Source organism: Pseudoalteromonas sp. MMG005, from assembly GCF_018101015.1.
In the GTDB taxonomy this organism is placed as follows: Bacteria; Pseudomonadota; Gammaproteobacteria; order Enterobacterales; family Alteromonadaceae; genus Pseudoalteromonas; species Pseudoalteromonas aurantia.
In genome coordinates, this window is the sequence record NZ_JAGJEK010000004.1 from 198,564 (window position 1) to 214,920 (window position 16,357).

The following is a 16,357-nucleotide window of genomic DNA, read 5'->3' on the forward strand; positions in this document are numbered from 1 at the left end:
TTCATATTCCTTTAATTATGACCAATAGTTCAGTATGATCTTTTTTGATACATTTTCACCTTCATCAACGATATAAATCTTTCCGCACATACTTCCAGAAATTGGCACACATGTCCCTCTGTTACTCTACCTAAGCAACCCTCTAACATAAATTCTGGGTATCACCTAGAGCGTGAAAGTCTATTTGATCCATGAAGCTTGGCTTCCTGCACATTTAACGCCTCGTATCACCCTAAACATAAGCATTCCCCCCACTAAAGGAGCATTTATTAGCAATAAAGCTCCATACACTATTTAGTCCCATGAAAAATCTGAAAAATCATGATCAAGTGGCAACCTAGTTTTGTGGGCGTAGAGCTTTCTTAACAATACATCAACAAAGGGGGAATTTAGTCGATTTCTTCTGCGAATATTCATAGAAAGAGTTTGATTGCCTTCAGCAACCCTCATACTTATGCCTTGTCTGTTATCCATAGTAACATTTATCAAGGTCTTACATATTGAATCTAAAGACCTTATCTGGAAGTTATGATTAGTCTTATCAACAAGCTTATCAAAGAGAACACTATACTTTTCCATCCATCCGGGAAGAAATATAAGATTTGGGCATTCCTCTTTTTCAGCTTCAAAAATAGCCTCTCCTTGGTCATTAAAAACACATATGTCCAATAAATTTAGATTAACATTGAAGCTTTTTGAAAAATCAAAAATTACCACGCATCCATCTATTCGCCTTGTCGAAATCGTATAAAATTTTGATAGAGAGTTAACCTCTGTTAGGCTTCGGTGTTCTTCATAATCTAATTTGTCTTTATTATCCACATTGACTACATCGAATGGTACCAATAGAGCTTCATTTAATTTTCGGTTACCATTGTCTCTTACTATCAGATCGCAAGACTGTTCTAAAAGAACGTAGCTTTTGTTTTTGTCTTCACTATATACTTCAAACGTATCGCCACAACGGAGAGGAGAATGAATTCGATTTAATGATGTAGCATCTGTCCAAATTTCACCTTCTCTTAACTTCAGAAATAATTCACCTGGTTTATAGTTTTGTTTGAAATATTTATAAGGTTCTCTTTCTTCAGCGTTTTTCGGCTTAAATTCGATCTTTTGAATACCTCTGAGCCTTCTCAAAGCATCAATTGTGTCAGGACTAGATTTTACAATTTCATGCACCGCTGAAGACTGCTTTAAGGAGAATAGTCGGTGTAACACCTCAAATTCAGACGCGCCTTCCTTTAGAGTTCGGTGAAATATAGAACCATCAAGCTCATATACTGAGTGCTGATTAAGTTGATTATTAATCTCATCAATACACTTCTTCATTTCGTTTGATATGGAGGATGCTAATTCACAGCAAAGCTTTCTTATAAATGCTCGTTTTAATAGCTCAGGTGCCTTAAAGCCTATTCCAGAACCACCGCCCTCATCATTAAAAATGGATTTCGAAAGCACAGAGAAAGTATGATGTGTAATATTGTCCGGCAGTTGACTTATTACCTCCAATCTTTGCTCTTCCTCGGCAGAGCCATGCAAACAATTATGGGTAAATAAAACACAATACTGAGATTCTGACTTATTCTTAAGCAAAAATTCGATTATATATTTTCCTTCATCTTGAGCTCCACCATCTTTCGAAAAGTCTAAATCAACGAAAAACAAAGTGTTTTTACTTTCGATAAGTTTATCTTTTCTCTTATTCCAGCTGGTTAATGACATCGCCTCAAAATTGAAATGCTTTTCAAACAACTGGCAAAAGCTCTCAAAAGACTCCTTATTTAGGTCATCTTGAGTACCATCAAGTTTTGATAATATACTCTCTATAACAGTTGTATCTGTTGGAAGCTGGTTTTTTATAACGGGTAATGGGGCTGAGAAGTCGATATGTTCAAGTTCAGGAAACTTTTCCAATTGATCAGTATCGTTATTTTCTCGCAATACGTTAATTTGTTCTTGCAATCGTTCTAAGCTTTGGCTTTGCTGCCCACCTTCCTTAAAGAAGTCATCTATCCAAATGACATTTTTTATATTGGTTGCTTTGAATACACTTTCTTGAAATTGTTCTACGGCTGTCATCAATCCATGGCCTCTATCAAATTTATTGCAAACTTATATCTTCTACCAAATTCATTTCTTTCTTCTAGTAAAGTGATAGAACACCCTCTTTCTCTAAGCAGGGTGTCTACAATAAACAACCCAAGCCCTTGTCCGTCTTTCTTATCACTCGCAAACATGTCAAATAACATGCCTTCCAAAGCTGGACGAACTCCTTTCCCTGTATCCCATATAGTTAATAAATTATTGGTAAGCTCAATGTGAATTTCTAATTCGTTTTTGGGGTAATGAGTAGCATAAACTTCTAACCAATGTTCAGAATTCCGGACTATGTTATCGACTACCTGGAAAAATTTACCTCTATTAAACTTAATAGAGCGCTGTGGCCCCTCTGCATTAAATAGAATCTCAATTCCTTTATCTCTAAAATAGTTCACTCTCAGATCTAAGTAATGCTCTATTTCATCACCGACATTGAATGTTTCTAATACACTTCTGTGTGCGCGAACTAATGGATCCAGGGAGCTAATGGACTTAGACAGGACCTGAGTATCCCCCCTGATAGATAGAAGGTTCTTAGTTAATAACTGGTCTTTGATACCTAGCTCTTTTAATCTAGATAGAGCCGCATTTAAATGAATGTAGATATTATTGACTTGAGAATTTGCCTCGTGGGCCAGGGCCTGTGCAGATAGCCCTATCGCTACGTGATCATAAAATGCTTTTATCTGTTCTTCATAACTTTCTATTTCGAATTTCAGCTTCTCTACTGAGATAATATGCTGTCCTAACTTTGTAGTAAACTCTTCATATCCAAGTGCATACTCGTTAAATTGTGCTTCCAATTCTTCAGTTTTATTTTTTATCTTTTCAATTTGTGCTGTTAAAGCCGGATCATGAAATAAACTCTGCTCATTTTCGACTATTGCTTTATCTAAGTATGCCTTCGACTCGTTAAAAAAAACGTGGGCGCTATTGTTTCTTTTTTGTACATTCTTTCTGACACTTTCAGCTCCTCGAGTCAAACTATCTAATTCTATAATTGCATGTTTACCAGAATAGCTTTCAGGCTTATCCGCTTCTTTTTCATTACAGTGACGAATAAATTTTAAACTTGCTCTTCTGCTATAGTTTAAATACTTGTTTATAGAACCAATTATCTCCTGACATAGGATATAAAAACTATAGAAAGCCTCATTTTCTATAAAGCTCTCTCGATCTGATTTTTCTTGAAGGCCAGGGTTATTCTCCCACGTTAAATTTATATAACCTGCAGTATTCATTGGTCGTAATGAGTAAGAGCCACTACCGCTAGTCATATCGTCAGCTAAACCTAGCCAGTCACTTCTTTTTGAGCCAATTCTAAAGCCATCTCTATATGCAGCAACACCACCTGTTAACTCTTGAACTAACGTCTTTGTTTCATTGAAGGTGAGCTCTTCCAGCTGTAAGTTATTCTTTTTAAACACAAACTGATATATCTTTCCATCGAAGTCACCAGGGTGAGTAAAGTTAGAGAGAAGATCATCCTTTTTCTCCCCCATATTTACCACATTCTTTTTTAGTCGTTTACTTGTTCCACTAATATCATTAATTTCTATCTCTTTATAGAACTTAATGAAATACGAACCATCGGCTTCATTTTGTTTATATTCTGAAAGAGCCTTATCTTTAATTAGATATTCGAAGAGCTTTTTGCCCGAATCAGCCATGGCAAACTTCTCGAAATAGCTCTTATCGTTTGAATCCGCTGGTGTAAAATTAGTTAATTTTAACACGCCTTCAGTAATGACTTTTCCACCTTGAATTTTGAAATCAAACTGACTAGCACATAAAGAGTTTACCTTTTCATCAACCACCTCTAACTCATGCTCTATTCCTTCAATATTAAGAAATACTTGAAAGTTCTTTAAGTGGCCGAAAGGTGAAACCATTGATGAAAGTTTATATTTCAGCTTTGTTAGATTCTTTTCCTCTCGCCAATATTCGATGTCGCTCAGGCCCAAAACTTCAATTTCAGTTCCGCTTTTTTTCTTTGGCTCTAGTTCAACTTCATAAATCGCGACTGAATCTAACGTACATCCTTGCTTAAAGTGACTCCAATCAAAGTAGACCTGCAAGCCTTTCCCACCATGCGAGTTATGGGTATTTATTCTGCACAATTGCCCCAATTGCATCGAGCCAAGACGACCAAGCCCTTTGTCTCCTGTATAATTACGCTCATGCTTATTCGTTTTTTGGCCTAAAGACTTTGCTAGTCTTTTTTCTGAATGACTTATTGTTAACCAGCTCTGATTAATAATTGAGCGACTCATGCCATGCCCATTGTCACTAACGGAGATTTTTCCTTTATAAGTAAATCCGTTCACAACCTCTTCGTAACCAGTTTCTATACTGACTTGACAATAATCTGCATCAGCATCGAACGAGTTTTTTACAAGTTCTAACAAAGCTATTTCAGGTCCGCTGATTAATTCGGCCCCTAGCTGGCGAACAACATGGGCATCTATTTTTAGTCGCAGCTCATCGTCTTGTTGCTTTTTTTCTTCAAGAGCATCGCCATCCCTACTCATTTTATTTCCTCATAATCAAAATTGACTCTTTACCCATAGTCGACGCAATTTTATTTCTCTTCGCCATTCTTTTAGATGGAATTTCGCGTTCCAACTCGTGTACAAAATGACATCCATGAAACTCTAAGAGTTCTCTCATTATTTTGTCTAGCGGTACCTCAATATTAGAAATTCTGCGATTTCCAAGCGTCCAAATCATATAGGCATCTTTCCTAAGAAATTCCAAAGAGTTTATTAATGCCTTATCAAGGTCAAATATAAACGCGATTAATTTTTTTATATTCTCTGGATTAACCCGTTCGATTTTTTCAACACACTCTACCAAAGATGATGAACGACTTTTAATCACCTCAAATTTGTCTTTTGAGTCTTTTCTCGAGCCACCCAAGCTCATGGAATCAATAGCACTTTGATGGGCGAGTAAACCCTTCTGGGTCAAGTTATCGATGTCCTCGAGGTCAATCCATTTCAAAGGAAGGTATGAAAACTGTCCATATGTAACAGTGGTTTGGTTATCTCCATAGGGAGGGGAACTAACCAATAAATCACACAAAGTTGAACTTTTTAATTCGCCGGCAGTATCAACATTTTTGATTAAGACATTACTGACTGAGACTGAAGTTTTGAGTACTTCATTGTCACTCAATACTTTCTTTTGTTCAGCTAACCCCTCAATGTTCTTACTTGCTTTTTTCTCAAACACCTCTATTGCAGATGTTATAGATTCCATCTGTTCATCTGATTTAATATGAAGCTTATAGGTAGAACTTCTAGAATTGCATACAGCCCTAACAGTACTAGCCATTGCAAGCCAAAATATCTTTCTAGCCCATTTGGATGGCTCTGCTTTTATAGCCCGATAAATAGCACTAAGCTCTATTTGAATGTCAACTAAAAACCACTTATCAATACCATCAAATTCGACAGCAACCTCAGTAGATGTATCATTTTTTATCGAGTTTAGAAGTCCTTCAAACTTTTCATGCAGTCTTTTTATATATAACGGTCCACTTTTGACCTCACACGCGAGAATTGCCAGCGGATTAATATCTATACCAAGAAAATCAAGGCCTCTACACATAGCTTCTCCTAATGTAGTGCCTGACCCCACAAAGGGATCAAAAACTCTCTTTACGTTTCGATCTTCAGCAAGTACAGCATCAATTAGCTCCCCTTGCATCTCAGGAACCATCATTGCAGGATATTGCAATAGACTATGACAATGATGCCTTTTTGAACGACCTTTAAAAGACCAGTAAGCTTTATCTTCCATTGAGTACTCCTCAATCCGATTGAGTAGCCCTTTATCACTGTCTAACATTTCATAAATCCAATTTGTCAATACCATATGAGTTTATTATATCAGCATTCATCCTATCACTCCAGGTTGTTTTAAAATTAACCCACAATAAAAGCACTTTATTTTCAAAAACTTGTAACTTTATTGGCATATTGAGAATTATGAAACCTTAAAGCAAGGCTATGCTATCGAATATCTCACTTTATTGTGGATGAGAGCATACGCTCAGCCCACCTATTCACATCTTCCTCACTCAATCTACCTTCATTCTTTGAAGGTTGATGCGACACACTTTTGTGATTGCCTTCACCGACCAGCGCATCAAAATATTTCTTTGGCCAACTGAATTGGTTGCTGAGCAATCTTCTTTCTATCTCAGGTATAAAGTCTCGTAACTTGCCTTTTGGCTCTAATGCTCGCACTGAGATGACTTTGGTGGCAATAGAAGCTTTGCCATCTGAGGTATCCACCTCTAATAAGAAATAACCTTCGTTTTGATGTTCAATCATTACAATAGCCATACATCTAGGCGAACCATCTACCATAAGGTGACTCTCACTGCGCCCCACTTCTGGCAGCTTACGAACGATGGGCTTATTTTGTTTAACACCATGTTCTTGTTCTAATATCTCCAGCATTTTGAAGAAGCTATCGAATTTATTGAGATATAAGTGAGCGTTGTCGGTTTGGTCATCTAGGCCATCGACCGCTGCTCTGGGCATATCGCCACGGGAGTTCGGGTCATCGGTGCTTACGTTTGGAGGTATGGTGCTGGGTTTGTCTTCATCTTCTTTACCAGAAGAGCTATTTCGGGCTTTTGCGTAAACTTTACGAGTGCGTGGGACTCTGTTGTATATTCGCTGTGTCGCATCACAGAATATCAATGCAGACTCATTATTTTCGCTGCCATCACTGTTGTCATCAATTTCTCGCTGTGTAGGCAACTGTGGATAGGTACCGCCTTTTCCTTTGCCTGAGCTTGGTTTGTTTTCGGTAGCGCTTGGATGTGAAAAGCCTATATCCGAAATATCAGGGAAGAACAAACCATCCAATAATTCTATTCGGTTGATAAACCAAGTCCTTTCATCACGTGACTTCCAGCCTCTTGCGGCGACTTTTACACCCTTGAGCTGAGGCGGGTCAAATCGAAACGTCCAACGTTGGACATTAGGTGCGGTAACTCGCTCTTGCGAAAAATACTGATAAATACTGTTAAATGCATTTTTAATGTCACTGTTTAACAATAACCAAGCAATTTGATGTCTAAACCCTTCATTATCAAACAGTACTTTTGGGCACTGTGTTGTCGGTAAGGCGTTGATCACGAGATCTAAAGGAAACTCTCTATCATCGTTGTTTGGGTGGTGGTCAACGTAAAACTCTAAGTCGAGTGCACTGTTAATTAATGCGGCGTTTGCCAGATAGTTGTTTGTAAAAAATAAGGCTCTGGCCAGCTCCAACTGTGGTAAATAAATGGTTTTGCCTGCACTTTCAAACACAAAGCATTTTTGCGATTGCTCTTCGCTCAGCTTATACGTCACTAAGCCGCTGTCGCCCACCGTGGCAGTTTGCCAAAATGCACGATCGGGTAAAGCAAATTTAATCGGGAAGCCTGGAGGGATGGCATCAACTGTTTGGTTTAGTACGACTTGTCGGCTTAAATAGGGTAGCTGGCTAAACTTAAGGGCCTTGCGAGTGGACTGCTTAAAACGAAGGCCAATATCCCACGTTTTGCGGTTATTGTATTTAAACAGATTGCCTATCGCCTGTATTCTGGCGTTGTCTGGTAGTGTTTTAAATCTATCAACTTGGTTCATACTTTACTGCAAATCCTAGCAATTGCGACGCGAGTGGTCGGGTCCTTTTCTCGTTTAGCCCTGCCATACGTTCAATTCGCCAAGTTCTGAGTATTTGATGTTTTGCAATACAACGAATACATGCCACAGCGATACGACGGCATTGGTGTTCCTCTATAGTTTCACAATATTTATTAAAAAACAATTTACATAACGGTAACTTTTCTAAGTGTTTGATCTGAGACAAAGGGATGTGTGCATGAGTAACTAGCCAAGTTACCGTTCGGCGGCTTGAGCCAAGCTGAGTTTCTGCTTTATTAATTAATGAAATAAGTTGCTTTACATACTTTTTATCTCTTTTTGACCAGTCAACTCTGCCTACTTTTGCAATTTTTGGCTTGACTGAGCCTTGATTAAATTGCATCAACCATTGTTTATCATGCCGATATAACCATGTGTAAAGGTGAGCAAAACCGTTTTGCCTCGCACCTTTAACGCCAAACTTAGCCACAGCTTGTTGCCACTGTGCGCGACGAGTTTGGTCAACAACCACGGGCTCAGTGCTCGATGGCATTTCATCGTATGGGGTGTGCGGCAATGCTGATGCAGTACTGAGTATGTTCGCTATATCCAACTGCTGTTCATAACACGCTTGCCACACCAATAGGTGCTGAAGGTAGCTAAATGATTTTCTGTGCTTTCTAAACAAACACTTCAACCAGTTAGTGTCTTCTGTCTTGTTTATATCGAGCCCAAAACTTGCAAGGGTATGGCTGCCCCAATACCCTAAAACCAATTGTGCGATCAGCTCATGTTCAATATGTTTACCCCTAACAAACCCCAGCTGATAAGCCAAGTGATGATAAAAATAACGCCATTGCAACGGATGTATATGGCAATCAGACAAGTCCAGTAACTGCTGCGCATATTCCGCTAGTAGTGTGATTTTGTGGTTTGTTTGATTTGGAATTGAATGCAAAAGCACATGAGGGCTTAGCGCAATAAATTGCTGCCTATGTGCCTCGCTGATCAATACCGGGCTGTTGATTAACTGCATGCCATGTTCCGCGCAAACAGATAGACCTGGCAGTTGCCAGCGCCGTGCCCAAAAAGGTTCTCCACACTGTTCTATCTGCGCTGTTACGCACAATGGGCAGTAACGCAGGTAGTGTGGGCTTTTAACTTTAGATGCGGCTTTGCCTAGCTGTACTTCTGCCGAGTGCCTGCAATCAGTCAGCAACTCATGTTTAGCTTGAGCTGCAATGTTCGGGTGCACAAAAGGAGAGTACAACGGAAAAAGCGTATGCCCCTGCAATAGCTTGTATGGCGTTAAATTAGCGTTACCTTGATAATGAGCGGAGATCTGCGATAAATGCCCTTGAAAGGCTACTGAGGCGATTATTTGACGATTTTGGAATACCTCATCAAGCAATTGCTTGGGTGACGTGATACCTGCATGTACGCCGTACCTTGCGATGACGCTATACAGCAGCTCATCAGGGTAAGGTACGGGTAAATAGGCCATGCTACACGCTTTGTTTAAGCCAGGCGGTCATATCAAAAACCTTTCCTTGTTGTTTGTAGTATTGGTAAAGCTCACTCGATTGCTTTTTGTGTTGAGAATAGCCAAAACGTAAATCGTCACTCGGCAGTGTATGCCAGTCTTTTAGCTTGATGAGTACTGGCTTTTCTTTGGGCTCCCCCACTTCATCTGGTGCTTGCTCATACCATTCAAGAACGAGTGGAATAAGCCCTCTTACCTGTAGGTTTGGATGATCTTTAATGGCTTTTTGCACTAATGGTACCAATAACTCTGATTCACACCCCATGCCTAGCAAGAGGTTATAAAGCCTCATGGCCTCTGAGTCGCTCGCAAAAGGGAGTGTGTCTGACTTAGCAGCGGCAACTTCGGAGATCTGTTGGCTAAGCTCCAACAACCGCTTATCAATCTCTTTGTATTGTAAGTCTGAATACTTGGCGATGCTCCTTGCTTTACCAGACTTGAGCGCTTCAATCATGGGATGGATCGGCTGCAATTCAGACTCATATACCTTTATAAATAGTTTTGAAGATAGCCGTTCAACGCCAGTAATAATGGCACGTAATTGTGCAAGCACAAATAGCTTAACCACAATATCTAACACACCTTGAGACAGCTCAAACCAAGTATTGCGGATCTCTTCGGTGAGCGGTTCATCGCGGTGAATAAGCCACTGGTATTGCCACAGCTTGTCTGTCAACAACCGCCACTCTGTTGGCTTTGGTTTACCTGTTGCTTTATCGATTCGATTTTTGTGCTGTGGCAGGGGCTCCCACACCATAGAGCCAATGCCAGTACTGCGCCTTGCAGACTGCAACTCTAGTTCGAATATGGGCCTTGCTTTGGGAGTACCCACTAAAATCACCGGCACACCAATAATATTCACCAAGGCGACAAAAAACTCGAGCATGCGTTCTTGCCCTTCTTTTTGCTTTCGAGCCAACCTTTGAACTTCATCAATCACTAACACGCCTATAGCATATTGATTGGCGACTTGTCCCATAAATGCTAAAAGCACTTCGGGACTATGCCGCTTATAGCAATACCTTTCTGTGAGTTTAGTATTTAGATGCTTATCAACCTCTTGAAAGAAATTTAAACATAGGCTTTTTAATGACCCATCCACGGGGCATTCGATACGCAAATAGGTAAGCTGGTACGTATTATATTTTTCGTGATAAATCGCTTGTGGGTAGGTGGCTAATATTCTTAGCACGCTGGAGCTTTTACCACACCCAGAGCAACCGATAAGTGACAAGCAACGTGCCGTAGAGGGCGCTTCGGCAAAACGAAAACTGCTTATATCGCCCGTCATCAAGCGCTCGTAACCGTTTTGCAAGTGTTGCTGTAGCTGGCCAGTTGCAATATTTCTGGCTACATAGCCGCCGCGGATCATCAGCGCTATTTTTTCCTCAAGCGCCACATGCATCGAAAGCGGTTGAAAAAAGTCATCAAGCAAACCACATAACTCGTGAGCACGCTGCCTTGCGTCTAAATAACCTGCCGCTGGGCTGTATTTTACTTTACCCTCCAGCTTAGTTTTCAGCTCTTCTATTTTACTCACTCTTGGCAGTGCTTCAATAAACGGGTTGCCTTTGTAACGCTCGATCTCAGATTCCTGATACACCGCACGGAAGATGTTAGAAGGCAAAGTCATGCGTCGTCATCCTCCTTAAACAGCTGATCTGAAAAGTCAGGAAAGTCCAAACCCTCATCAGGCTCAGAGAGATAATGCACTTGCGCTGATTTACTGGTATCAATCTCAACTGGCTTATAAGCTCGTGTTTTGCGTTCTTTGGCCTTTTCATCAGCTCGATTATCACGGATATTGCGAATACGCTCCGCATCCGACAAACCAATATGTTTTGGCGCGGCCTTTTCAGCCTGCTTAACCACCTCTATCACTTGTCGCTCCAAGGCTCGCTTTTGCTCATCGGCTACTAATTTTGCATCAGCATGAGTCTGTTTTAACTCATCATTTTGCTGCCACACATCCCAAAAGCTCGCGCCTGAAAACTGCCGTGAGCGTGTTGCCAACTGGCATACAAAATAGTCATTGCTGTTAGGCCCGTGATAAATGTAGATGTGATCTGCCGTTGCTAAGTCATAGGCAACTTCCACGCTTTTAGGGCGCTTCACTTCTTTACCTCGATGCATCCAACCAAGCTGTAACAGCTCTGAGCTGGTGTAATACACACCAAAAACACAAGCGCCTAATTCAGATATAGTTGCGCGTGTACGCGGCATCAATGCAACACGAAGCAGCTCAGCCTCAGGTTTTTTCAATCGGCCTGTGCGATGCTGCAAACCCCAATTCCATAGTGCCAAAGGGTTGTTTGGTAGGTCGGTTGGCATATCAGCCGCTTTGTCATAGCTTTCAATTACGTGATACTGGTTGTGGTAAAGCACTGCAGCTAAAATAATGCGAGTAAATTCTTGAATAGTCAGCTTGGCATCCAAGCGATAATCTCTGTCACCTTGCTTTTTGATCTTAGTACCAGTGACCACACCTGGTGCAAACGGTTTGAACGCAGCCTGAAAAGTATGGAATGAACGCTCAACAATCCCTTTCGCCTCGCTCCTAAATGGAGGGGTATTTTCAACGCGAACCCCAAATCCTTTTTCCATACATTCAATTTGATGACCCATCAACTCGCCTCTGTCCGCCAACAACGCAGAAGGTAAACCAATACTTGGCCATTGTTGAGGGGTTACGTCAAAACCAAACTGACGGCAATACTGTGATTTATCGGTAGACGCCATATGTAATGCTTGAATTGCTGCTGCATAGGAGGGATTTTCAAAACCAATATAAAACCCTGCCACCATACGGCTAAATACGTCAATAACCATATAAACAATTGGGCGACCAACGATATTGCTTCTTTGTGTGTCCGACACCAAATAAATATCTGCGATTGTGGCATCAATTTCATACCGCATACCTGGGCCCAAAACATCTGCGGCGGCGGTACCAGTTAGTGGTCGAATATCTTTTTTTCGTTTTATCTCACCCGCCTGCGCTTCAATTTTGTCTACTTGGCGATATTCACGTTTGTAGAAATGATCCATTTGCCAATAGGTCGGTAACTCTTCTTCAGGTAATTCTGGAAAGTACTGACTATAAATATCTTTTAAACGGTTGTGTGCATAACTAAATGACTTGCCTTTGTCTGTTAATATGTGTCGTTCAATGGCTATTCGAAATAGCTTTTCAGTAAAGTCGTCAATTAGCGCACCAGTGCCTGGCATATACTTGCGAGGTCGCCCCAACTTTGTTGTTGTAGCTCGGCGCTTTTGGCCCTTAGCACCTGAGTTTTTATAATCGGGTAATAACGCATTGGGGATCTGGCCGCGTTGCCAGTATCTGCGAGCAAAACGATAAATAGACTGTTTGGTTTTACCTGTCTCAACCATTATTTGGTTAACCACTTTGCCACGCGCTTTCGGTTCATAGCAGTTTTCAAGCTCTACCAATGGCTTGATTGCAGCATTGTTTTCATCACGTTTTAACTGAGCGGTAGAGCCAGCTTCTGGTATTACGGTAGCAATATCGCTATATGGGTCGGCTACACGTTTGAGCACTTCATCTTGAAAGCCCTGTCCTAACTCAGTTATTTCAACAAGCTCAGGAAAGGCTTTGTCATCGTGCACTTTTATCCAAAGCACGTAATAATCAAATACCATTAAAATGCGATACAAGGTTTGTTCGTATTGCAATACTTCATTGATTTGAAACACGAAACACCTCCTGAATTTGTTCAACGTTACCTAGTTTAAGATGACCAACTTGCAGCTTTTGTACTGGCGTAAAAATATCAAAAGTAAAGTACCTGTCAGCCAGCAAAGCTCTTATCTCAAATAACGACTCTCCTAAGTCTAGTCCATAGGCGGTATCTATCTCTTTGCAGGCGTTTATAAGGGTTTTAGTGGGGTGCTTTGCAAAGTAATCAGCGTAAAATCTGGCTTGTTCAATGGCTGAGTATGGTGCTTCTTCATGTTCACCTTGTAATGGGTAAATCCACTCAACATTCGCTTTAACAACTTTTGGGATCTCTTGCTCAGTGACTATTTGCCACGGGATCTGCTTTTCATGCCAAAAACGTTTCTCAAGCTCGAGTATTTCTATTTTTCGTTGTTCTTCAAAAGCGCTGACATATTTGGCTTGTAGCGCAAAAGAGGGCAAATCTCGCGAGGTTGTTTCAATAAGAAAGTCACTTGATAGGTATTGGTCAACACCTCGAACATTTGGGTGTTTGATGCCTGCGGATTCAGCTAACTCTTGTGTTATCTCACGCTCAAGCGGAAACTGCTCTTTAACTTGCAGCACATCCTGCCGCCACTCGAGCAAATAGAACATCGATAGTTCAAGATCGGATAATAAATGATGAGTGCGTTTTGATTTATAACCAAAGACTCGATGAACACGACCATCGGACGGCGCATCATAAACCGTTAACCACGGTTTGTAATCCCGATACTCGCCAGTACCACGCCCTTCTTTAATCCACTTACGATATTGCGCCTCTGTGTGGCCAATCTTCCTAGACATAATATACCGCTATAACTGATTGAAATTTCAGCATAGCTAGAGTGAAGGAGTGATGCAAATTTATTGATTTAGATATCCATTAAGAAACTGCTTTTTGAACTGCTACTAGTGCTACTTGAGAAGTAAGTACACGAGAAACGTGATCAAAATATCGTTAATGTACCTAAATCGATATCTTGAAATGACAGCACACTGTCCCAAGTATATTTTATGTGCAATATCGTACTCAAATCAGATTAAGGATACACCAATGAACGATTGGGATTTTGTAAATTTTAGCCAAGACCATGAAATGAATTATCACTTAGGGTTAGTAAGTAAATCTGAATCTAATGATAACCGAGCGTACTTAAGAACTAATACTCAGGTGACCGCCAAGAATGCTCTGAATAAAACTGTTATTACACACGATGAATTTAAGCCCTTTGTACAAGCTGACAAAGTCCACCTTGATGATCCCAAATAGTTTTAACTTAAAATCAGAGGCTCTTTTTAAGAAATTCAAAAGTAAATAATTGATTCAAAGCCGACTAAAGTAGCCAGCTTTTCATTGAGGTTAGTATGAAACTTTATTACTTAGGATGATACTTTAATACTTGGGATGAAACTTTATTCCTAAGTCACAAAAAAGGCGCTTTCGCGCCTTTTCTTATTCTACTGTAACCGATTTAGCCAAGTTTCTCGGCTGGTCAACATCGGTGCCTTTAATGACCGCGACATAGTACGATAGTAGCTGTAATGGGATTGTATATACAACGGGTGCAATCGCATCTTCTACGTGGTTTACATTAATAACCCGCATGGTATCGTCTGATTCAAACGCAGTGTCTTTATCAGCGAATACGTAGATAATACCACCACGAGCACGCACTTCTTCAACATTCGATTTTAGCTTTTCAAGCAACTCGTTGTTGGGTGCCACCACAATAATAGGCATATCCGCATCAATTAAAGCCAATGGACCATGCTTTAATTCACCTGCCGCGTATGCTTCAGCATGAATATAAGAGATCTCTTTAAGTTTTAATGCACCTTCCATCGCAATCGGGTATTGCGACCCACGACCTAAGAAGAGTGAATGGTGTTTATCGGCAAACTCTTCGGCTAATGCTTCAATGTCTCCTGCCAGTGTCAACGCTTCTTCAAGCTTGTTTGGTAGGGTTTTTATCGCATTGATAATTTCACTTTGATCTCGGCCTTTCTCTTGCGCTATCGATGCAGTTAACATCAATAAGCCGACCAGTTGTGTGGTGAATGCTTTGGTAGAGGCAACCCCAATTTCGGCGCCAGCTTTGGTCATAAAGGCTAAGTCAGATTCACGCACCAATGAGGAACCAGGTACGTTACAAATCGTCATTGACCCCATGTAACCTTGCTCTTTGGCTAAACGCAACGCAGCCAACGTATCTGCGGTTTCACCTGATTGTGAAATTGTCACTAACAGGCTATTTTCGTGCACGAACGATTGACGGTAACGAAACTCAGAAGCAATCTCTACATTACAGCTCACACCGGCAAATTGTTCAAGCCAATAGCGCGCCACCATCCCCGAGTGATAAGAGGTACCACAAGCAATAATTTGTACGTGTTTTACATCTTTAAAGATTTGTTGAGCACTGGCGCCAAACGCATCAACTGTCACACGGTCATTTTCAATACGTCCTTCAAGCGTGTTACGCACTGCCAATGGCTGCTCATAAATTTCTTTCAGCATGTAGTGACGGTAATCACCTTTACCTGACGCATCTTGGGTAATGTTTGATTCAACCACATCTCGTTCAACCACGTTGCCAAGACTATCAAAGATTTCCACAGTATCACGGGTAATACGTGCTACATCACCTTCTTCTAAAAAGATAAAGCTGCGCGTCACCGGCAGTAAAGCCAGTTGGTCAGATGCGATGAAATTTTCACCCAGGCCAAGACCAATCACCAGTGGACTACCTGAGCGCGCAACAATCATTTCATTATCATTTGCTTTGTCAAATACTACGGTGCCATACGCACCTTCCAGCTGTTTCACGGCCGCACGTACCGCATCTAACAAACTATCGTGTTGCTGGCGCAGTTGATGGATTAAGTGCACCATCACCTCGGTATCCGTCTCTGATAGAAACTCGTAACCATCGCCTTTTAATGCCGCACGCAATGGCGCATGGTTTTCAATAATACCATTGTGTACCAATGCAATTTCATCATTGGAAATATGCGGGTGGGCATTAGCCTCTGTCACGCCACCATGCGTAGCCCAACGCGTATGTGCAATGCCCGTAGTACCTTTTACGTTCGCATCTCGTAAAGCACTTTCAAGGTTTACCACCTTACCCACCGCTTTTACAGTGTTTAATACGCCCGCAGTGCTTAATGCTACGCCTGCAGAGTCATAACCACGATATTCAAGGCGCTTTAAGCCTTCAATTAAAATTCTATTTACTGGGCGTTCAGCAACAGCCCCAACAATGCCACACATACTCTCTCCATTTAATTTTGCACGCTAGTGTGATGTTAAATGCACTGCCAATGTTAATGTATGAC

At 41.0% G+C, this 16,357-nt stretch carries 10 protein-coding genes; 1 reads left to right on the plus strand and 9 read right to left on the minus strand.

Annotated features, from left to right (window positions below; genetic code table 11):
• Positions 1–294 precede the first annotated feature (294 nt).
• The 8 genes from J8M01_RS05100 to J8M01_RS05135 all read right to left on the minus strand — a co-directional run bounded on the left by J8M01_RS05100 (position 295) and on the right by J8M01_RS05135 (position 13,822).
• Positions 295–2,082 carry a hypothetical protein gene (locus J8M01_RS05100; protein WP_211057229.1) on the minus strand — a complete coding sequence of 596 codons (1,788 nt, stop codon included), beginning with the start codon at positions 2,080–2,082 and terminating at the stop codon, positions 295–297.
• Entirely contained in the window at positions 2,082–4,634 is a 2,553-nt protein-coding gene (locus J8M01_RS05105; RefSeq protein WP_211057230.1) for a sensor histidine kinase, read from the minus strand. The genes J8M01_RS05100 and J8M01_RS05105 overlap by 1 nt, the downstream gene beginning before the upstream one ends.
• A 1-nt stretch (position 4,635) precedes the next feature.
• Entirely contained in the window at positions 4,636–5,907 is a 1,272-nt protein-coding gene (locus tag J8M01_RS05110) for a DNA methyltransferase (protein WP_211057231.1), read from the minus strand.
• A 224-nt stretch (positions 5,908–6,131) separates the two neighbouring features.
• The gene (locus tag J8M01_RS05115) at positions 6,132–7,751 is read right to left on the minus strand and encodes a Tn7-like element transposition protein TnsE (RefSeq protein WP_211057232.1); all 1,620 of its coding nucleotides are present in this window, start codon (positions 7,749–7,751) and stop codon (positions 6,132–6,134) included.
• Complete coding sequence (locus J8M01_RS05120; RefSeq protein ID WP_211057233.1) at positions 7,738–9,255, minus strand: TnsD family Tn7-like transposition protein; 1,518 nt, start codon at positions 9,253–9,255, stop codon at positions 7,738–7,740. Before J8M01_RS05120 ends, J8M01_RS05115 begins: the two co-directional genes overlap by 14 nt.
• 1 nt (position 9,256) lies before the next feature.
• Positions 9,257–10,927, minus strand: coding sequence for an AAA family ATPase (locus J8M01_RS05125; RefSeq protein WP_211057234.1), 1,671 nt, complete (start codon positions 10,925–10,927; stop codon positions 9,257–9,259).
• Positions 10,924–13,011 (minus strand): Mu transposase C-terminal domain-containing protein, encoded by a 2,088-nt coding sequence (locus J8M01_RS05130; RefSeq protein WP_211057235.1) that lies wholly within the window; start codon positions 13,009–13,011, stop codon positions 10,924–10,926. Before J8M01_RS05130 ends, J8M01_RS05125 begins: the two co-directional genes overlap by 4 nt.
• The gene (locus J8M01_RS05135; protein WP_211057236.1) at positions 12,995–13,822 is read right to left on the minus strand and encodes a TnsA endonuclease C-terminal domain-containing protein; all 828 of its coding nucleotides are present in this window, start codon (positions 13,820–13,822) and stop codon (positions 12,995–12,997) included. The genes J8M01_RS05130 and J8M01_RS05135 overlap by 17 nt, the downstream gene beginning before the upstream one ends.
• Before the next feature lie 250 nt (positions 13,823–14,072).
• Between J8M01_RS05135 and J8M01_RS05140 the strand changes: the two genes are divergently transcribed.
• Positions 14,073–14,288 (plus strand): hypothetical protein, encoded by a 216-nt coding sequence (locus J8M01_RS05140; RefSeq protein WP_211057237.1) that lies wholly within the window; start codon positions 14,073–14,075, stop codon positions 14,286–14,288.
• 183 nt (positions 14,289–14,471) lie between these two features.
• Here J8M01_RS05140 and glmS read toward each other — a convergent pair whose 3' ends face one another.
• Complete coding sequence (gene glmS / locus J8M01_RS05145; RefSeq protein WP_192509124.1) at positions 14,472–16,292, minus strand: glutamine--fructose-6-phosphate transaminase (isomerizing); 1,821 nt, start codon at positions 16,290–16,292, stop codon at positions 14,472–14,474.
• Positions 16,293–16,357 lie beyond the last annotated feature (65 nt).

Bases quoted from the DNA above. Each gene is read 5' to 3' on its own strand.
- J8M01_RS05100 (WP_211057229.1), bottom strand. From the start codon at position 2,082: ATGACAGCCGTAGAACAATTTCAAGAAAGTGTATTCAAAGCAACCAAT.
- J8M01_RS05105 (WP_211057230.1), bottom strand. From the start codon at position 4,634: ATGAGTAGGGATGGCGATGCTCTTGAAGAAAAAAAGCAACAAGACGAT.
- J8M01_RS05110 (WP_211057231.1), bottom strand. From the start codon at position 5,907: ATGGAAGATAAAGCTTACTGGTCTTTTAAAGGTCGTTCAAAAAGGCAT.
- J8M01_RS05115 (WP_211057232.1), bottom strand. From the start codon at position 7,751: ATGAACCAAGTTGATAGATTTAAAACACTACCAGACAACGCCAGAATA.
- J8M01_RS05120 (WP_211057233.1), bottom strand. From the start codon at position 9,255: ATGGCCTATTTACCCGTACCTTACCCTGATGAGCTGCTGTATAGCGTC.
- J8M01_RS05125 (WP_211057234.1), bottom strand. From the start codon at position 10,927: ATGACTTTGCCTTCTAACATCTTCCGTGCGGTGTATCAGGAATCTGAG.
- J8M01_RS05135 (WP_211057236.1), bottom strand. From the start codon at position 13,822: ATGTCTAGGAAGATTGGCCACACAGAGGCGCAATATCGTAAGTGGATT.
- J8M01_RS05140 (WP_211057237.1), top strand. From the start codon at position 14,073: ATGAACGATTGGGATTTTGTAAATTTTAGCCAAGACCATGAAATGAAT.
- glmS (WP_192509124.1), bottom strand. From the start codon at position 16,292: ATGTGTGGCATTGTTGGGGCTGTTGCTGAACGCCCAGTAAATAGAATT.